Origin of the sequence: Haliscomenobacter sp., assembly GCF_965225875.1 — a bacterium.
Classification (GTDB): Bacteria; Bacteroidota; Bacteroidia; order Chitinophagales; family Saprospiraceae; genus Haliscomenobacter.
In genome coordinates, this window is sequence record NZ_CBDDBS010000002.1 from 2,371,734 (window position 1) to 2,390,506 (window position 18,773).

At 46.9% G+C, this 18,773-nt stretch carries 15 protein-coding genes; 11 read left to right on the forward strand and 4 right to left on the reverse strand.

The window, feature by feature from the left end:
- Nucleotides 1-200: 200 nt before the first annotated feature.
- Both ACO08K_RS12190 and ACO08K_RS12195 read left to right on the forward strand, forming a co-directional pair.
- Complete coding sequence (locus ACO08K_RS12190; protein ID WP_421796674.1) at nucleotides 201-2,498, forward strand: T9SS type A sorting domain-containing protein; 2,298 nt, start codon at nucleotides 201-203, stop codon at nucleotides 2,496-2,498.
- 234 nt (nucleotides 2,499-2,732) lie between these two features.
- Complete coding sequence (locus tag ACO08K_RS12195; protein WP_421796675.1) at nucleotides 2,733-3,365, forward strand: outer membrane beta-barrel protein; 633 nt, start codon at nucleotides 2,733-2,735, stop codon at nucleotides 3,363-3,365.
- Between the two features lie 89 nt (nucleotides 3,366-3,454).
- Here ACO08K_RS12195 and ACO08K_RS12200 read toward each other — a convergent pair whose 3' ends face one another.
- Complete coding sequence (locus ACO08K_RS12200) at nucleotides 3,455-4,429, reverse strand: KpsF/GutQ family sugar-phosphate isomerase (RefSeq protein ID WP_421796676.1); 975 nt, start codon at nucleotides 4,427-4,429, stop codon at nucleotides 3,455-3,457.
- A gap of 299 nt (nucleotides 4,430-4,728) precedes the next feature.
- On the opposite strand from ACO08K_RS12200, the gene recQ reads away from it, so the two are divergent.
- Nucleotides 4,729-6,927 (forward strand): DNA helicase RecQ, encoded by a 2,199-nt coding sequence (gene recQ / locus ACO08K_RS12205; protein ID WP_421796677.1) that lies wholly within the window; start codon nucleotides 4,729-4,731, stop codon nucleotides 6,925-6,927.
- An 85-nt stretch (nucleotides 6,928-7,012) separates the two neighbouring features.
- Nucleotides 7,013-7,435 carry a type II 3-dehydroquinate dehydratase gene (gene aroQ, locus ACO08K_RS12210; protein ID WP_421796678.1) on the forward strand — a complete coding sequence of 141 codons (423 nt, stop codon included), beginning with the start codon at nucleotides 7,013-7,015 and terminating at the stop codon, nucleotides 7,433-7,435.
- Here the strand turns inward: aroQ and ACO08K_RS12215 are convergent, their stop codons facing one another.
- Together ACO08K_RS12215 and rnpA are read right to left on the reverse strand one after the other, a co-directional pair.
- On the reverse strand, nucleotides 7,436-7,951 hold the full coding sequence (locus ACO08K_RS12215) for a hypothetical protein (protein ID WP_421796679.1): 516 nt from the start codon (nucleotides 7,949-7,951) through the stop codon (nucleotides 7,436-7,438). It lies immediately after the preceding gene.
- Between the two features lie 57 nt (nucleotides 7,952-8,008).
- Entirely contained in the window at nucleotides 8,009-8,431 is a 423-nt protein-coding gene (gene rnpA, locus ACO08K_RS12220) for a ribonuclease P protein component (protein ID WP_421796680.1), read from the reverse strand.
- A gap of 178 nt (nucleotides 8,432-8,609) precedes the next feature.
- Here rnpA and radC point away from each other — a divergent pair, with 178 nt between their 5' ends.
- Together radC and ACO08K_RS12230 are read left to right on the forward strand one after the other, a co-directional pair.
- Nucleotides 8,610-9,314 carry a RadC family protein gene (gene radC / locus ACO08K_RS12225; protein WP_421796681.1) on the forward strand — a complete coding sequence of 235 codons (705 nt, stop codon included), beginning with the start codon at nucleotides 8,610-8,612 and terminating at the stop codon, nucleotides 9,312-9,314.
- Between the two features lie 11 nt (nucleotides 9,315-9,325).
- The gene (locus ACO08K_RS12230) at nucleotides 9,326-10,186 is read left to right on the forward strand and encodes a nuclear transport factor 2 family protein (protein WP_421796682.1); all 861 of its coding nucleotides are present in this window, start codon (nucleotides 9,326-9,328) and stop codon (nucleotides 10,184-10,186) included.
- 144 nt (nucleotides 10,187-10,330) lie between these two features.
- Here the strand turns inward: ACO08K_RS12230 and carB are convergent, their stop codons facing one another.
- Nucleotides 10,331-13,147, reverse strand: a complete 2,817-nt coding sequence (carB, locus tag ACO08K_RS12235) for a carbamoyl-phosphate synthase large subunit (protein WP_421796683.1) — start codon at nucleotides 13,145-13,147, stop codon at nucleotides 10,331-10,333.
- 186 nt (nucleotides 13,148-13,333) lie between these two features.
- Here carB and ACO08K_RS12240 point away from each other — a divergent pair, with 186 nt between their 5' ends.
- The 5 genes from ACO08K_RS12240 (at nucleotide 13,334) to ACO08K_RS12260 (ending at nucleotide 18,771) form a co-directional block, all read left to right on the forward strand.
- Entirely contained in the window at nucleotides 13,334-14,083 is a 750-nt protein-coding gene (locus ACO08K_RS12240; RefSeq protein WP_421796684.1) for a DUF4129 domain-containing protein, read from the forward strand.
- Nucleotides 14,080-15,363: a DUF4350 domain-containing protein gene (locus ACO08K_RS12245; protein WP_421796685.1), complete on the forward strand. Its 1,284-nt coding sequence runs from the start codon at nucleotides 14,080-14,082 to the stop codon at nucleotides 15,361-15,363. Before ACO08K_RS12240 ends, ACO08K_RS12245 begins: the two co-directional genes overlap by 4 nt.
- Nucleotides 15,364-16,440, forward strand: a complete 1,077-nt coding sequence (locus ACO08K_RS12250; RefSeq protein WP_421796686.1) for an AAA family ATPase — start codon at nucleotides 15,364-15,366, stop codon at nucleotides 16,438-16,440.
- 161 nt (nucleotides 16,441-16,601) lie between these two features.
- Nucleotides 16,602-16,931 carry a hypothetical protein gene (locus ACO08K_RS12255; protein ID WP_421796687.1) on the forward strand — a complete coding sequence of 110 codons (330 nt, stop codon included), beginning with the start codon at nucleotides 16,602-16,604 and terminating at the stop codon, nucleotides 16,929-16,931.
- A 94-nt stretch (nucleotides 16,932-17,025) separates the two neighbouring features.
- Nucleotides 17,026-18,771: a hypothetical protein gene (locus tag ACO08K_RS12260; protein WP_421796688.1), complete on the forward strand. Its 1,746-nt coding sequence runs from the start codon at nucleotides 17,026-17,028 to the stop codon at nucleotides 18,769-18,771.
- The last annotated feature ends 2 nt before the right edge of the window (nucleotides 18,772-18,773 follow it).

Here is an 18,773-nt window from a genome sequence, read left to right on the forward strand (position 1 = left end):
TAATCCTATGCAGATTCATCCGTTTATTCTTTGTTTTTAGACCAAAACAGAACCGGTGTTAGCCTTCGGTGAGTTTGAACACTATTGTTAGAATTTGCCGCTCAACTCTTATTGGCTTTGCACATTTAGCCCATAGCACAAATACAATTTTGCGACTATTTCAAGAAAGATTCAAGATTTACCAATTTAAATTTAAAACCATGCAAAAGCTAATTCTTTTTATTCTTTTGTTTAACTGCGCGTACCAACTAAAATCTCAAGTTGTGACCTCGCTTACAGATGAAAAATCTCTTGACCTTTTACTCAACATTAAGAAAATGGTCAACAAGACTCCATCTATCAACATTCGAGATTTATCTGATTCAGAGTTGCTTAATTTGGAACGGTCAGATGAAGAAAACGAGAAAAAAAATGTACCCTATCGATTTGCTCAACTGATAGAAGTTGAATTGACACCTAAGAATAGTGGAGTTTGGAATTCATTAGATGATCAATTAGTTTGGACGTTGCAGCTTAATGCCAATAAAGCTCAAAGTCTAAGTCTTACTTTCCAAAACTTGAAACTTTCGGAAGACGCAGAAATATTTATATATTCAGACAAGAAAGATGTGATTTATGGTCCATTAACCAACAAATCTTTTTCATCTACGGAAGAAATATCAACTGAAGTTATTGAAGGGAATTCCATAACCATATTGTTTAGAACATCTCAACATTCCCTTAAAGAAAACAATATACATATCTCTTATGTAGGGTATGGCTATAGAAACGGTGGAGCCGCATTTACTAGCAGAGATATACTTGAAAAAAGTGCACTAGCTTGTAATGTTGATGTGACTGATAGCCGGAGTGATTGTTACAAAATGGAACAGAGAGCGGTCGCAGTTACATTATACAATAACTCTACAGCATATTGTACAGCAACTTTGATCAACAGCACCAATTTTAATAATGACTTACCAGCTTACTTACTAACAGCCGAACATTGCTCTTTCGTTGGAGGGAATCCTGTATTCGCTAATTTAGGGGTAAGGTTTTTGTATTACAATAGTGGCAGCTATGTAACTTTTATTGGAACTTCGCAGCGTGCACAAACTGGTACATCAACAGACGCCTCACTTCTTGAAATGAATCAAAGACCTAGTGCTGAACATCGTTTATTTTTCATGGGTTGGGATAGAGCAACCTCACCCCCTAATGCCTCAAGAGTATTGCATCATCCTCAAGGAGCATTCATGAAAATCAGTGGTGATGTTGATGCATCTATCACGAATACAGAGCCTGTAGTTCGACCTCTGGATTTACAACCACAAACCGCTTGGCGATTTAATTCTGGAAATAATATAGCCGGTGGTGATTTTGGAGTAATTGAGGGGGGCTCATCAGGTTCTGCTCTAATCAACCCTTCGCATAGAATAGTGGGTCAATTATCTGGAGGTTTAGCACAATCTTGCAATGGAAGTAATGGCAGCAGCGTAGACAAGTGGTTTGGGCGCTTTGATGTTTCATACAATTCGGGGACAACACCCGCAACGCGACTCCGTGATTGGCTCGATCCTATTTCAAGCAATGTTCAAAATTTAAATGCTTCGTATAAACTTTTCTCAGGAAGCACCATTATCCCATGTGTCAATTTAAGACAAGATGTTAGTGCAATAAACTTACAAACAACTGCTGGATTACCTTATGCCTATACATGGCGCAGTAGCAATAATTTGACAATTTCAGGTAGTGGAAGTGCTGTGCAAGTTAGAGCAAATGGCAGCTGTGTAGGCTGTTCGACATGGGTTGAATGTGACATCAGCTTACCGTCTACTTGTGGGAGCCAACTTATAGCAACATCGGTAAGAAGGAATTATTCTTGGGGTTTGTCTAGTGATGCTAAGTTGAAACAAACAATTAATCCTGCAACTAACAATAATGGAAGTATCCTTAACTCTTACAATGTTATCTGTGCCAACGGCACTTATAGTATTTCTACCTCTCTAGCTAGCCTACCATTGTCCAGTTTTTATCAACTTCAGTGGAGCTCAACAGGTCCCATTACTCTTTATCCTGGCACCTCTGGTTGTTCTTTCACTGCTAATTCTTCTGGATTTGCTACTATTACTTGTTCAGTAGTAAATGGTGAAGGTTGTCTAACCGGTGTTAGTGAATCATATACCCTCGATATAAGAACTTCTTGTTCTGCGGGTTTCTCTAATACTGGTTCTCTTTTAAAAGCCCAACTTGAAGCATCTCTTATTTCTCAAAATTTCATTGAAGTATTTCCTAATCCAAGCAAAATCTGGGCGACAATAAAACTGGCCAAAGATTTTGATTTCCTTTCTGGCCAAATTAAGGTATTTAACCAAAGTGGAGTTTTAATTAAGTCTTTTAAACCAAAGAGCCTTTTGGAAAATCTGGACATCTCTCAATTAACCAATGGCGTATATTTTGTTTGTGCACAAGATCAACATTTTTCAAAAACCCAAAAATTAGTTGTTAGTAAACTGTAGACACCTGTCTTTGTCAAGTTTTGTGTGTAATCAAAAGCTTTTATGAGCAAATTGATAATGCACAAAGCTTGACAAGGACATCATAAAATAATCTTCAGGTTATTATATCTAGGGGTGTGAGATTTTGTGCAAATCGTTTTGGAGGAATCCGTTAAAATCGGTTTTTTTAGATCACATTGCACAAAACCTGAACCCGAACGGTATATTAATTTAGGCTTTGTAAAAAATATCATCATGAAATCGATAGTCACCTTATTTTTAATTGTGTCAATAGCTCTGCCTATAATTGCACAAAATCTACAGGTTGGAGTATCAAGTGGCATCAACTTTCCAGATTTACACTCAGATGTAGATGGCCTGGGAAAAAGACAAAAAGAGGATAAAAAGCGTACACTTTTGTTCGGCATAGGAATGTATTATAGGATCAACCCAAATATTTCTCTTCATTCTGCGGTACTTTATGAAGAACGAGGATGGCGTGAAAAAAATGTATATACAATTAGTGAAGATTTTGTGTATCCGTTCATAACGACCCCTGTACTCATCGAATTTAATTTAGGAAAAACAATAGAAATCTTTGCCAATACAGGCATCAACAATTCCCTTCGCATTGGAGGTAAAAGCAAAACAGGAAATGGAGCTCCCCCAGTTCATTTTATCTTTCCTGAAGATAAAAAACCACTTTTCGATTTTGGCTGGGTTGGTGGAGCAGGGTTAAGATTATCCACAAAGGGAAAGCTAACTTTTCAAATGGAGTACAGATATTACCGAAGTTGGACAACAATTGGAATAAAACCACTTGATAGTGCAATTAAACATCAGGGTTGCATAGGATCACTTGCAGCCTATTATAAAATTTCAAAATAGATTTTTTAAACCGAAGGTGATTTTGGCAGAACCGAGTGATTTTGGTCTACTTAAGGCTTATTATGGCTGAACAACCTTAAAGATCGCCCCTACACGATCCCTTCGCGGATCAAATCGTGTAAATGCACCACCCCAACATATCGCTGCGCTTCATCCACCACCAACAATTGTGAAATGCTGTGGTTGCGCATGATCTCCAGCGCATGAACGGCCATGGTGTGCTCGGACACACTTTTGGGCTGTACCGTCATGATGTCTTTGGCCAGTACATCGGTCCAATTGTCCAAACGCTCCAACATCCGGCGTAGGTCGCCGTCGGTCACTATGCCCAATATTTTTTCCTGCTCGTCTACTACGGCCGTAGCCCCCAGTCTTTTGGAGGTGATTTCCAAAATGGTTCGTTTGAGATTGGCATCAGGGCTGACCTTGGGGCAAGCATTGTGCGGATAGAGGTCGCTTACCCGCAAGTAAAGCTGTTTACCCAATGACCCTCCGGGATGAAATTGCGCAAAATCGCGCGGGGAAAACCCACGTAAGGCGCATAGAGAAGTAGCGAGCGCATCACCCATCGCCATTTGGGCGGTTGTGCTGGCCGTTGGCGCCAGGTTATTTGGATCAGCTTCTTTATCGATCGGGGTATGTAAAATGTAGCGGGCTTGTTTGGCCAGGTAGGATTCCTTGTTGCTTACCATACCGATAAGCATGCTGCCCATGTTTTTAACCAGGGGCACCAATACTTTGATTTCCGGGGTTTCGCCACTTTTGGACAAACAAATCACCACATCATGCGCCTGCACCATGCCCAAATCGCCGTGGATGGCATCCGCAGCGTGCAAAAAAATAGCCGGGGTACCCGTAGAGTTCAAGGTCGCGACAATTTTTTGGGCCACGATGGCACTTTTTCCAATCCCCGTCAGGATCACCCGACCAGGAGAATTGTAGATGGCTTCCACTGTTGCTACAAAGCCCTCGTTCAAGCTATTTTTTAGGTCTTGAAGCGTTGTCACCTCAATATCTATTGTTTCGCGGGCGGTACTCAAAATAATGTTTTCGGCAGCCTTCATCCTGATGTTTCTCTACTTGTTGCTTTTTTCAAAGCTTTTAGATAATTGGTTAAAATTCAATTGTTTTTGTGAAATCATTGATTATCTTCGCATGCTTTTTTCGAGCCCCTTCACCGTGGCTGGAAAAAACCAGACAATTGCACTAAAAAAACCAGTTAGGTATATGTTTTATCCTAATTTCTGGTTATATTTAGTTTTTAGAAATTCACAAAAACTACCGAAACGCATCCACCACGGTATAACTGAACGGTGGCGCTGCGCAAAAGTACGCTAAAACAAAAGATCAAAGCACGAGAGCCATGACAGTGACGCAAGAAACATTGCAAGAGGCTTTGCAGAAATACTTCGGCTTTGACGGGTTCAAAGGCAACCAGGAAGTAATAATCAATAACTTACTCAGCGGCGAAGATACTTTTGTGATCATGCCCACCGGAGGAGGTAAATCATTGTGCTATCAATTGCCCGCCCTCATGGCTGAGGGAACCGCCATCGTCATTTCACCCCTCATCGCCCTGATGAAGAACCAGGTGGATTCCATTCGCGGTTATAGCCAAAGCGACGATGTAGCCCATTTTTTGAATTCCTCGCTGACTAAAGCGCAAATGAAGCTGGTAAAGCAAGCCATCAATGACGGCAATACCAAGTTGCTTTACATTGCCCCCGAAACCCTCACCAAAGATGAGAACATCGAATTTTTCCGCACCGTCAACGTGTCTTTCGTTGCAGTGGATGAAGCGCACTGTATCTCAGAATGGGGACACGATTTTCGCCCCGAATACCGCCGCATTCGTTCGATGCTGGACGGGATCGGTCAGGAAGTGCCCATCATTGCCCTGACGGCCACTGCTACTCCCAAGGTACAATCGGATATCCTGAAAAACCTGGGCCTGCGCAACGAGCATGCCTTCATGTCTTCCTTCAACCGCGAAAACTTGTATTACGAGGTACGCCCTAAAGGAAAACCGGAGCAAGCCATGCGCCAGATCATCCAGGTGATCAAAAGTTTGCCCAGCCAATCCGGCATCATCTACGTACAAAGCCGGAAGGCCGCCGAAGACATTGCCAAGGTACTCCAGGTCAACGACATCAAAGCCGCACCTTATCACGCTGGTTTGGATGCCAAAACCCGTACCAAGACCCAGGATGATTTCTTGATGGAAGAAGTGGACGTCATTGTGGCTACCATCGCTTTCGGGATGGGGATCGACAAGCCGGATGTACGTTTTGTGATTCACTTCGACATGCCCAAAAGCATCGAGAACTACTATCAGGAAACCGGGCGTGCCGGACGGGACGGGTTGGAAGGGCGTTGTATCGCCTTTTATGCCTATAAAGATATGCTCAAGTTGGAGAAATTCCTGCGCGACAAGCCGGTGGCCGAGCGTGAAATGGGTTCCCAGCTGATGCAGGAAGTAATGGCTTACGCGGAAACTACCGCTTGCCGCCGTCAGTTCTTGTTGCACTATTTTGGAGAAGAATACGATCGGAGCAATTGTGGCCTCTGTGACAATTGCCGGTATCCCAAAGAAAAGATCGAGGTCACCAAAGAGATGCAGGATGCACTCAAGGTGGTTGATGAACTGGATGAAAACTTCACCATCAAAACCCTGCTCGATTTTGTAAACGGCACGGAAACCAAAGAAATCAAAGACTACCTCTTTACCAAAAAGCCCTCCTTCGGGGTTGGTAAAGGAAAGGATGTCAATTTTTGGGAATCCGTTTACCGCCATGCCTTGTTGCAAGACCTTTTGTACAAAGACATCGAAAGTTACGGCTTGCTCAAACTGACCGATAAGGGCCGGGATTTCCTGAAGAAGACTTACCCCATTCAAATTCCGCTCAACCACGATTACGAAAAAGAGCAAATCGACATCAACGCTGAAGAAACCGGCCGTACTTCGGTACTGGACGAAACCTTGGTTGGCTTGCTCAAAGACCTGCGGCGCAAAGAAGCCAAGCGCCACAATGTGCCACCTTACGTGATTTTCCAGGATCCTTCTCTGGAAGACATGGCTACACAGTACCCCATCTCAATGGACGATATGGTCCATATTTCGGGGGTCAGCCGGGGTAAAGCGGTGCGTTACGGCAAGGCCTTCGTCGAACTGATCAAAAAGTACGTTGAAGAAAATGACATTGATCGGCCTACCGATTTTGTGGTCAAACAAGTGGCCAACAAATCCAAGATCAAGGTCAACATCATCCAAAGCATCGACCGCAAAGTTCCACTGGAAGACATCGCCGAGTCCAACGACATTACGATGGATGAATTGCTGGAGGAACTTTACGCCATCGTGCTCTCCGGCACCAAAGTCAACATCGACTACTACCTGGACGACACCATGGACGAAGCCATTCGCGACGATATCTACGATTATTTCATGAGTACCGATACCGACGACGCCAAAGTAGCCTACAAAGCCCTTAAAGACGACGACATTACCATGGACGAAATCTTGATGGTGCGGGTGAAATTTTTGTCGGAACTCGCCAATTAACAGCAGTCAGCCATCCGCTATGAGCCATCAGCAGTTAGCCAATCGCTCATAGCGGATGGCTGACTGCTCATAGCTGATCGCTCATATGAAGCTCCTCATCCTCAACGGACCCAACCTCAACCTCCTCGGCGTACGCGAGCCAGAGGTATACGGGAAACAGACTTTTCAGGATTATTTTGAGACTTTGGTTCAGGCTTTTCCTGACCTGGACCTCCATTATTTTCAAAGCAATCACGAAGGTGAGCTCATTGACAAAATCCACGAGGTAGGTTTTTCCTTCGATGGCATCATCATCAATGCGGGGGCGTATACCCACACTTCAGTGGCGATTGCCGATGCCATCAGTGCAGTTAAGACCCCGGTAGTAGAGGTGCACATTTCCAACATCCATGCACGGGAAGCATTTCGCCACCATTCCTACCTGGCCTCACGTTGTGTGGGCAGTATTGTAGGGTTGGGTTTGAACGGATACCGATTGGGGATTGAATATTTTTTGCTTAGAAAGTAGTTACCGCTCTGAAGGCCGGGTATCCATGATGCGCAGCCGCTTGCGTTTGCCCAATTCCACCACCCTATGTTTAAAAATACGAGGCAGTAAAAAGCCCGTAGCGTATGCACTACCCGTAACAATGGCATCGCCCCATTCATAGTTGGTGCTCGGATTTTTATCGGTTAAAGTCCCCACCAGCGCCAGACCCGACCAGCTCAATCCAAACATCCGGAGCGAAGTACCTATTCCTTTTGCCCAGTTTTGATCGTAACGCAGGGCCACAATGTTCTTGAGCGGCATGGCAATCCTGGGAAAAATCACCAGCGAATCTTTAAAGTTCAAATCCACAATTTCCGAAGTATACCAACCTTGTCCTTCGCGGATTTGGTAAGTGATCACCGTACCGATAGGGATTCGAATGTTTTTGGCTTTGCCATAACGTTCGAGGGCAAGGAATTTTTGGCTAAAAGCGGGGGCCAGCACCCCACAAACTAAGACTAAACTCAAAAGGATATAGCGTAAAAATGTATTCATTGGCAAAGAATAATCAGGTGAAAAATAAAGCCTTAGTTTTTCGCCCTGTAAAGAGCTTTAATCTTCCTTTGGCGTTGGTTGAGGCGGAAGCTCACGCAAAATTTTTGACAAGCGCCGCAAGCCCCGGTTCATGTTGTTTTCAATCTCGGGATATTCCAGCATGTCTTTGGCTACATAAATAACCATCAAGGCAAAAACTTGTTGGGAAGGATCGAGATTGCGGTACAAAATCTGTTTGTGGAGCCGGTAGGTTTCCCGGATTTGGCGGCGCAGGCGATTGCGGTCTACCGCTTTTTTGAACTTCTTTTTGGGGACACTCACCGTGAATTGTACAGGAAAATCAGCACTCCCAGCCTCCATAGGGAGCCATACAAAGCGCAAGGGATATTGGCCAAAAGATTGCCCCTCCTTAAACATCCGCCCAATCGCTGTCCAGCTTTTGAGCCTTTCTTCCCGCCTAAACCGCAAATCTTTTTCCACTTTTCAAAAATATCTTCTATTTTAGCTCAAACATAAGAAACGGAACGGAGATTAGGGGCGATTTAAAAAAAAGTGTTCATTTTGCCTTACGACTTGTTACCGTTCCGCTCATTTGCCTTGCACATTTACACTGCCTTTGGATTGTTTTGATTTGTTCATTCTTGTAAAATTGTTTGTTATGTATGTCGATCCAAAGGAAAAAATCAGCATCAAAGGCTGGGCGGAAGAGGACCGTCCACGCGAAAAACTGCTCTTCAAAGGAAAAAAACAACTGACTGATGCGGAATTGTTGGCCATCATTCTGGGTTCTGGCAACCGGGATGAATCGGCCCTGGGTTTGGCGCAGAGGATTTTGCAGGCTTACAACGCCGATTTGAATGAATTGGGGCGTAGCAGCATCAAAGAACTCACCGATCGCTTCAATGGAGTCGGAGAAGCCAAAGCCATTTCCATCATCGCCGCCCTGGAGTTGGGGCAACGCCGACAATTGTTGCCCCTGCAAAAACGCCCCCAGATCAGCAGCAGTAAGGATGCCTATCTGGCGCTGGGGCCATTGTTGCTCGATTTGAGCACTGAGGAGTTCTGGATTTTGTTGCTCAATCAGGCCAATCGGATGATCGGGCGAGAAAAAGTCAGCGCGGGAGGTTTGACCAGCACAGTGGTAGATGCCCGGGTGATTTTTAAAAAAGCTCTGGAATACAATGCGGCTAGTTTGGTTTTGTGCCACAATCACCCCTCCGGGAGTTTGCGCCCTAGCCAACCTGACCTGGATTTGACCCAACGCCTGTGCAAGGCCGGCCTGCAACTGGATATTTTGGTACAAGACCATTTGATCGTCGGTGAATCGGGCTATTATAGTTTTGCCGATGAAGGATTAATGTAAAACCATACAACATGAAATTTTTGCCTTTAGTCTTACTTTTCAGCGCCTGCTGTACCGTATGTAGTGCCCAAACCGACGAGAGCACTGCGGTGATCAACGTGATCAAACAACTTTTTGATGGTATGCGCGCCAACGACAGTGTACGCATCAAAGCCATTAGCCACCCCGAAGCACAATTGCGCACCACCTTGATTGATCGGGAAGGAAAGCCGCGCATGGTCAGCGAATCTTTCAGCCGTTTCATCTCCTCCGTAGGCAAACCCGCACCCAAAATGCTGGATGAACGCATCTGGAGCTACGATGTCCGGATTGATCAAAACCTCGCCACGGTTTGGACCGAGTACACCTTTTACCTGGGTGATCAAATGAGCCACTGCGGCGTCAATGCTTTCCAATTGATGAAAACGCTGGAAGGTTGGAAAATCATTGGCATCACCGACACCCGCCGCAAGGACAATTGCATCACCAGCGCACCAGATAGCCAAAAAGAGATTGCTACGGCAATCGACGCCTGGCATCAGGCCGCGGCAAAGGCCGATGAGGACAAGTTTTTTGGCGCCATGAGTGCCGATGGCGTTTTCCTGGGCACCGATGCCAGCGAACGTTGGTTGCGGGAAGCCATGCGCAAAGACATGCAAAAGGCTTTTGACAAAGACAGCGCCTGGGATTTTAAGGCCAAAAACCGCAACATTGCTGTATCAGCGGATGGACGCTACGCTTGGTGGGATGAACTCTTGGATACCTGGATGGGCGTGTGCCGGGGCTCGGGGGTATTGGAGCGCAGTGGCAAAGAATGGAAAATCAAGCAGTACAATCTGGCGCTGATGGTGCCCAATGATAAGATCAAAAAGGTGATGAAGTTGATTAAATAAAGCACCATTACTTAGGTGATTTTTTGGGTGGCTTAGGTTTCTTAGGTGGTTAAAGAATGCCCTGCTTCGCAGGTTTTTTCTTTTTCACCACCTAAGAAACTTTAGAAACCCTAGGTTCACCACAGCTTATAGTGGCAGCCCTGCTTACCGCGTCAAATACATCGACCGATTCCGATCCAACTCCCGGAAGAACGGATCACTCAAATCGCGGATGTACCGAATCTCCTCACCCGTTGACTTCATTTCTGGTCCCAACTGCTTATCCACATTCGGGAATTTTTCGAAGCTGAACACCGGAACTTTGATCGCATAACCACTTGGTTGTGGCTTGATGTCGAAGTCTTTCAGTTTGTGGGTGCCCAGCATCACCAGCGTGGCGTATTTCAGGTACGGTACTTTATAGGCTTTGGCAATAAAGGGTGTTGTCCGCGAAGCCCGTGGGTTGGCTTCGATTACGTACACCTTATTGTCCTTAATGGCAAACTGGATGTTGATCAAGCCGCGGATGTCGAGGGCGCGCGCCAGTTTTTCGGCGTGTTCCACCATGGTTGCCACCGCGTCCACCGAAAGGCTGTAGGTCGGCAACACTGCCGAGCTGTCGCCAGAGTGGATCCCTGCGGGCTCGATGTGCTCCATGATGCCCATGATGTGGATGTCTTCGCCATCAAAAATGGCGTCGATTTCCGCTTCTTTGGCCCGATCCAGGAAGTGGTCGATCAAGACCTTGTTTTCAGGCATGTGTTTGAAGATGGACAACACGTGGCGTTCCACCTCCTGGTCGTTGATCACGATGCGCATGCTTTGGCCACCCAATACGTAGCTTGGGCGCACCAGCACCGGATAACCTACCTTATTGGCAATACGAATGGCTTCATCCACATCGTCGGCTACGCCGTAGTCGGGATAAGGGATGTCCAGCGCTTTGAGCAGGTCAGAGAAAGCACCACGGTCTTCGGCCAAGTCCATATTAGCGAAACTGGTACCGATGATTTTGATGCCTTTTTTATGCAGGGTTTCGGCCAGTTTGAGGGCCGTTTGGCCACCCAATTGGACAATGACTCCTTCCGGTTTTTCCAACTCGATGATCTCTTCGAGGTGTTCCCAGAATACGGGCTCGAAGTAGAGTTTGTCAGCCATGTCAAAGTCGGTCGAAACCGTTTCAGGGTTACAATTGACCATGATGGCTTCGTAACCTGCTTCTTTAATGGCCAATAAACCGTGTACGCAGCAGTAGTCAAATTCGATGCCTTGTCCAATCCGGTTAGGCCCAGAGCCCAACACGATTACCTTTTTCCTATCTGAGGGAATACTTTCGTTTTCACCATCAAAAGTAGAGTAAAAATAAGGCGTTTTGGCTTCAAACTCAGCGGCGCAGGTATCCACCATTTTATAGGTCCGGCGGATGTTCAGTTTTTTGCGCACCTTGGTTACATCCTCATCCTTGACCCGCATGGTCCAGGCAATCTGGGCGTCGGAATAACCTACTTCCTTCAGTTCACGGAAGAAATCGGCAGGGATATCATCCGGTACATTGAACTTGAGCAACTGGTTTTCGTACTTGACCAGGCGCTTGATTTGTTTGAGGAACCAGGGATCGATGCGAGTCAGTTTCTGAATCGTCTGGAGTGGAACCCCCAGGCGAATTGCGTCCTTGATGCGGAAAATCCGGTCATCACTGGCAACCTCCAGGCGGGTCAGTACATCTTCGACCTTGATCCATTCCTTGATGTCGCCACCCAGGCCCTTACGGCCATTTTCCAAAGACTGGCAGGCCTTCTGAAGTGCCTCCAGGAAATTGCGCCCAATGGCCATCACCTCTCCTACCGATTTCATTTGTAGGCCCAGGGAATTGTCCGCACCGGGGAATTTATCAAAGTTCCAACGCGGCATTTTTACGATCACGTAATCGAGCGTAGGCTCAAAAAATGCCGAGGTGGTTTTGGTGATTTGATTTTTGAGCTCGTCCAGGTTATAGCCGATGGCCAACTTGGCGGCAATTTTGGCGATGGGGTAACCCGTCGCTTTACTGGCCAAAGCTGAAGAGCGCGATACCCGAGGGTTGATTTCAATGACAATCAACTTTTCGGTGACCGGGTCCTGGGCAAACTGGATGTTACAGCCCCCGGAGAAGTTACCCAGGGAGCGCATCGCCTTGATGGCCTGGTCGCGCATGTCCTGGTAAGCTGTATCCGAAAGGGTCATGGCCGGTGCCACCGTGATGCTGTCGCCCGTGTGGATACCCATGGGGTCGAAGTTTTCTACGGTACAAATGATGACTACACTGTCATTCATGTCGCGCAACAACTCCAACTCAAATTCTTTCCAGCCCAACACGGCTTTTTCCACCAAAACTTCGTGAGTTGGAGAAGCATTCAAACCACGGCGCAGGGCTGCGTCGAATTCATCTTCCTTGTGCACAAAGCCACCACCGGTTCCACCCAGGGTATAGGAAGGGCGGATTACCAAGGGGAAACCAATTTTTTGCGCAGCTTCTTTACCTTCCAAAAAGGAATTGGCAATGTGGGAAGGTGCAACATCCAACCCGATGTCGATCATGTGTTGGCGGAAAGCCTCGCGGTTTTCGGTCAACTCGATGGCGGCAATGTCGACCCCGATCATGCGCACCCCGTATTTTTCCCAAACGCCCAACTTATCGGCTTCGATCGCAAGGTTCAACGCAGTTTGTCCACCCATGGTAGGCAATACGGCGTCGATTTTGCGTTCTTCCAAAATCTGCACAATGCTTTCAACGGTCAGCGGCAACAAATAGACATTGTCTGCCGTAACCGGATCGGTCATGATGGTCGCAGGGTTGGAGTTGATGAGGGTGACTTCGATTCCTTCTTCGCGCAGGGAGCGAGATGCTTGAGAACCGGAATAATCGAATTCACAGGCTTGACCAATAATAATGGGCCCACTCCCGATGATCAGCACTGATTTGATGGAATTGTCCTTAGGCATGGCTTACTCGTTTCCAAATTGCCCGCAAAGGTAATCAATGCTAAAGGATTTAAGTACAGTAAGATAAAATTTCGTACAATAAATTTAAAGGTTTTACAGCCCCTGACCTGGAAATTTGTCCCCCAACTTAAAAGAATTGCTTATTTTTGAACGGAACTAAGCAGTGGGCAAACCCTAAAAATCTATATGCGCTACCAAATTTGGTCAATCCTCTTTTTTTTATTGGCAAACGCTGCAACCCATGCCGTTTTTGCCCAAGAGGGTTATGTCAATCCCCAACAGGAAAAATACCTTTCCGAGCCCATTCAACCCCAACGTTTTGATGATGGTACCTGGCAAAAATCCATCGAAGGACTGAATTACAGCATCAAAAAAAAGAAGCCACCCAAACCCATCAAACCAAAAGACAATGTCGAATTCAAATGGCCCGAGCTCGGGCCAGGAATAATCGTAGTACTTAAGGTTTTAGCGGCTTTGATTGTGATTGTCATCTTAGCTTTGCTCCTGCGGCATTACCTCAATGCGCCCAAAAACCGCGCCGTCAAAAAAGCCATCGTTGAGGACATGAGCATTGAGGAGATTGAAGAAAACCTGGAAGAAACGGAATTGTATCCCTACATCAATAAGGCCATTGACCACAATGATTATGCTTTGGCCGTACGTTTGTATTACCTGGAGGTGCTCAAACAATTGTCGGCCCAACGAGCCATCACCTGGCGAAAAAACAAAACCAACCGCCAGTATTTGCAGGAAATGCGCAGCTCGAAGCAATACGGGGAGTTTCGGATATTGACCCTGATTTTTGAACGGGTGCGTTACGGTGGCCAACAATTGGATCAGGGGCAGTTTGAACAAATTAAACCAGGTTTTCAATCATTTTTAAAACATCACCCAGCCCCCATTTCTTCTCCACCCTCCGTTAATGTAGCCGTATGAGATCAAAAAATTTCTTTTTCCTCGCGGTAGTGCTTATTATGGTCAGCCTGTTTATTTACCTGATCAGCACAAATGGTGGCCAGGCCTATACCTGGAAGGAAAATTACAAAGAACAAAGCAAAGGGCCCTATGGCCTGACTGTCGTATTTAAACTCCTCAAAGCACAGGCAAAAACGGAAAGCTTCACCCTGCTGAAAAAGCGGATTCAAAAAGTATTGCCAACCGAGCCCAGCGAAAAATCAAACTATGTATTTGTCGGGGGTGGGCAGTTCCTGGATTCCGCGGATGTTCAAACCTTGTTGAAGTTTGTGTACAACGGCAACGATGCCTTTATTGCTACCCAGGTTTTACCGTTCCGGCTAATGTCCAAATTGTACCCCAAAACTTGTAAGGAGGACCGTTGGGAAAACCTGAATTATTACCAGGATCGGGGCGTGGAAGCCAATTTTTTGCATCCTGACTTGCGCCAGAACAAGCCTTTCGACTTTACTTACCGCACCACCAGTCCCGACAGCATCTACGATTGGCATTTTTTTGATCGGGGTTATTTTTGTGATGACCCGGATGGTTTTGTCGCCCTTGGGCAAATCAATGGAAGCAAGACCAATTTTGTGCGGATTCGCTACGGCACAGGGCATTTTTACCTTCACACCAATCCCTTGTTTTTTACCAACCTGTTTATGATCGATCAATCTGGCAAACAATATGCTGAGGCCGCTTTAGGCCACTTATCCGCTGGTCCGGTGTATTGGGATTGTACGAGTAAGGTTGACCGAAATGTGGCAGAGAACATGAACAACGATAGCCAGGGTCGGCCGCGCCGCGATTTTAACCGTCCCAGCCCCCTGAGTTACGTACTGAGCCAGCCGCCTTTGGCCTGGGCCTGGTATACTCTTCTGGGCACTACACTGGTGTATTTTTTGTTCCGGATCAAACGCCGACAACGCATCATTCCGGTTTTGCCCAGCAACAAAAACAACTCCCTGGCCTTTATCCGCACCATTGGTCGTTTGTATTTTTTACAAAACAACCACCGCCAATTGGTGCTGCAAAAAATGAAACTCTTTTTGCAATTTGTGCGCGATCGTTATAAAATCCAAACCCGTGAATTGCACGAAGATTTTGTCTATCAACTCAGTATAAAATCCGAAATCAAAGCCGAAAAGATTCAAAAAATCCTGGACTCGTACCGGGCAATTGATTTTTCGCCGGAAATCCAGGAACGCATCCTGGCGGATTTTCATCAACAAATTGAAAGCTTTTATAAAAACTGTAAATAAATGCTAGTGCCAGAAGAAATGAACCCAAACCCTGCTGAGCAGTCGTTGGATACCCCGGAAGCAATTACGCCTGTTGAGTCTCAATTTGTGCCCGAAACCACTACTGGCCATTGGGGCCGCAACCGCCTGGACCTGAGTAAGGTCAATACCGCCATTGATCAGGTGCGCGTCGAGCTGAGCAAGGTCATTGTGGGGCAACAGGAAATCATTGACCTGCTGATCACGGCCATGCTCGCGGATGGACACGTCCTGCTCGAAGGGGTACCCGGCATCGCCAAAACCCTGACCGCCAAGTTGCTGGCTCAAACCATGGACGTGGAATTTTCGCGCATCCAGTTCACCCCCGACCTGATGCCCAGCGACGTGATTGGCACCTCGGTGTTCAACCAAAAAACGGTAGACTTTTCCTTCAAAGCTGGCCCAATCTTCGCCAACGTGGTGCTGATCGACGAAATCAACCGCGCCCCGGCCAAAACGCAGGCGGCCTTGTTTGAGGTGATGGAAGAAGCCCAGATTACCGTGGATGGCACTACTTACCAATTGGAATACCCCTTCTTCGTGATGGCGACCCAAAACCCCATCGAACAGGAAGGCACTTATAAATTGCCGGAAGCCCAGCTGGACCGTTTTTTGATGAAAATCAACATCGATTACCCCAATCTGGAAGAGGAAAAAAGCATCCTGCGCCGCTTCCGCACGGGCTCTAAAACGGACTTGCAAAAGGAAGTCCAAAAAGTGATGTCGCCCCAACTGGTCAAAGAATGCCGCGACCTGGTGGAATCCGTTTTCATAGAAGACCACCTGCTGGACTACATCGCACACATCGTTACCCAAACCCGTACCCACGGTGACTTGTACCTGGGGGCTTCCCCACGGGCTTCGCTGGCCATTTTGCGCAGCTCCAAAGCAGTTGCAGCGATCAATGGGCGGGATTTTGTGACGCCAGAGGACATTCAGTACGTGGCGTATCCGGTCCTGAATCACCGGATTATCCTGCAGCCGGAGCGGGAAATGGAGGGTTTTGCGACGAAGGATGTGATTAAGGATATTTTGGGGAAGATTGAGGTGCCGAGGTAGGAAATTGGGTTAAATAGGCAGTTTCCAATCGGTTTATTAACTCTAGATTTCGTTATTTCGAGATAAACACAAACTGTTGCGCTACGTAAAGCGCAGTAGACAGACGCACGGCTGTGCGTCTGTCTACTGCGCCCGACTTTATCTTCGTATCCAATAATAAAATGAAAAATAAGCTCATTGAAGATTTAGGGGAAGTTCTCATTGAACTCGATTCCCATAAATCACTGGTTTCAATCGTTGAAGAAATTTCGATAAATGATGAGAATTTTGACCGGCACTTTACGACCAAATCTAAATTTGAATTACGCTTAGTTTCTTCAAGAATCAGAGTCAGTGGGGGTATAATGATGTTGGACGGAGCAGATTGTTACTACGAATTGAATACTGGAAATATCTACAAAATAAATCGAGAAGGCAATCAAATCGAGATTTTTGAGCGACTTGCAGAGAAAGTGGTCAGGAAAACAAAATTAATTTTGGAAAAACACTAATACCTTGAACCAGACAGCCACCCAGCCTAAAATCTGAATTCCTCCCTTTTCATTTTTTTCCTATCTTAACCCTCAAACCCAAAATACCACCTGTATGACCTCTAAAACCAATACCTGGGCATTCCTTTTGCCCATCCTCTTTTTGAGTCAATTGGCTTTTGCCCAAAGCCCCAAACCCGCTCCCACCCCTGCCCAATTTCTGGTGCGTTTCCCTGCCAGCAAGGGTGCTCAATTTGATGGCCGACTGCTGTTGATGCTTTCCAAAAACGACAAAGCCGAGCCCCGCTTCCAGATCGTCGATGGCCCGGAAAGCCAACTCGCTTTTGGCATCGACGTAGAAGATTGGAAGGCCGAACAACTCAAGGCCTTCAACCACAGCGCCTTTGGTTACCCCATCGAAAGCCTGAAAAACGTCCCCGCCGGGGAATACACCGTTCAGGTTTTGCTCGACAAATACCAAACCTACCACCGCTCCGACGGCAAGGTGGTCAAACTCGGCTGGGATCGTGGCGAAGGCCGCCAATGGAACCAGGCACCCGGAAACCTTTATTCCAAACCCATCAAAATCAAATTCGACCCCAAATCTGCCAAGCCCATTATCCTTGAACTGGATCAGGAAATTCCGCCCATTCCTGAACCCGCCGATACCAAATACGTCAAACACATCAAAATCAAGAGCGAAAGGTTGTCCAAGTTTTGGGGTCGCGACATCTACCTCGGTGCCCATGTTTTGCTCCCGGAGGGCTTTGATACCCACCCGAATGCCCGCTACCCGCTCGCCATTTTCCACGGCCATTTCCCCGATGATTTTAGTGGCTGGCGCACCACTCCGCCCGATACCACCATCCCCTGCACTTATAGCGCCCGTTTCAAACTGGACTGCTACAACCGCATCGAGCAGCAGGAGGCTTATGATTTTTACAAAATGTGGACCGGGCCGAATTTTCCCCGCATGATCGCCATCGAGATCCAGCACGCCAACCCCTTTTACGACGATTCCTACGCCGTCAATTCCCAAAACCTGGGGCCTTACGGCGACGCCATCACCTACGAATTGATCCCCTACATCGAAAAGCAGTTCCGCGGCATTGGCCAGGGTTGGGCACGTTTTATGTACGGCGGGTCTACTGGAGGTTGGGAAGCACTGGCTGCTCAGTTGTTTTACCCCAATGAATACAATGGTTGTTATGCCGCCTGCCCCGACCCGATTGATTTCCGGGCTTATACGGTTGTAGACATTTACAAGGACAAAAACGCCTACTGGCTGGATAGTGAGTTCAAAAAGACGCCCCGCCCCGGCATGCGCGACTACCTGGGGCACGTATCCGCCACGCTGAGAGAAGCAAACATGCGGGAACTGGTGCTCGGCACCAAAAGCCGCGGAGGCCAACAATGGGACATTTGGGAAGCCGTTTACTCTCCGGTAGGTGCCGATGGTTATCCGCAACCTATTTGGGACAAATACACCGGAGAAATAAACCACAAGGTTGCGGAGTTTTGGAAAGAAAATTACGACCTTGCTTACATCCTCAAGCGCGATTGGCCCAAAATTGGCAACAGCCTGCGGGGAAAAATCCACATTTATTGTGGGGATATGGACAACTACTACCTCAATAATGCGGTTTACCTGATGGAGGACATCCTGAAAGAAACGACCAATCCTTCCTACGACGGCGAGGTAGACTACGGGGATCGGGCAGAACATTGCTGGAATGGGGACCACACCCAACCCAATGCCATCTCCCGCCTGCGTTACCACCGCATGTTCATCCCCAAGTGGGCGAAGGAAGTAGAAAGTCGGGCACCAGCAGGAGCAGATCTCAAGTCCTGGAAATACTAAAA

Excerpts from the sequence above, each read along its gene's own strand:
- ACO08K_RS12190 (WP_421796674.1), top strand. The coding sequence starts at position 201 with ATGCAAAAGCTAATTCTTTTTATTCTTTTGTTTAACTGCGCGTACCAA.
- ACO08K_RS12195 (WP_421796675.1), top strand. The coding sequence starts at position 2,733 with ATGAAATCGATAGTCACCTTATTTTTAATTGTGTCAATAGCTCTGCCT.
- ACO08K_RS12200 (WP_421796676.1), bottom strand. The coding sequence starts at position 4,429 with ATGAAGGCTGCCGAAAACATTATTTTGAGTACCGCCCGCGAAACAATA.
- recQ (WP_421796677.1), top strand. The coding sequence starts at position 4,729 with ATGACAGTGACGCAAGAAACATTGCAAGAGGCTTTGCAGAAATACTTC.
- aroQ (WP_421796678.1), top strand. The coding sequence starts at position 7,013 with ATGAAGCTCCTCATCCTCAACGGACCCAACCTCAACCTCCTCGGCGTA.
- ACO08K_RS12215 (WP_421796679.1), bottom strand. The coding sequence starts at position 7,951 with ATGAATACATTTTTACGCTATATCCTTTTGAGTTTAGTCTTAGTTTGT.
- radC (WP_421796681.1), top strand. The coding sequence starts at position 8,610 with ATGTATGTCGATCCAAAGGAAAAAATCAGCATCAAAGGCTGGGCGGAA.
- ACO08K_RS12230 (WP_421796682.1), top strand. The coding sequence starts at position 9,326 with ATGAAATTTTTGCCTTTAGTCTTACTTTTCAGCGCCTGCTGTACCGTA.
- carB (WP_421796683.1), bottom strand. The coding sequence starts at position 13,147 with ATGCCTAAGGACAATTCCATCAAATCAGTGCTGATCATCGGGAGTGGG.
- ACO08K_RS12240 (WP_421796684.1), top strand. The coding sequence starts at position 13,334 with ATGCGCTACCAAATTTGGTCAATCCTCTTTTTTTTATTGGCAAACGCT.
- ACO08K_RS12245 (WP_421796685.1), top strand. The coding sequence starts at position 14,080 with ATGAGATCAAAAAATTTCTTTTTCCTCGCGGTAGTGCTTATTATGGTC.
- ACO08K_RS12250 (WP_421796686.1), top strand. The coding sequence starts at position 15,364 with ATGCTAGTGCCAGAAGAAATGAACCCAAACCCTGCTGAGCAGTCGTTG.
- ACO08K_RS12255 (WP_421796687.1), top strand. The coding sequence starts at position 16,602 with ATGAAAAATAAGCTCATTGAAGATTTAGGGGAAGTTCTCATTGAACTC.
- ACO08K_RS12260 (WP_421796688.1), top strand. The coding sequence starts at position 17,026 with ATGACCTCTAAAACCAATACCTGGGCATTCCTTTTGCCCATCCTCTTT.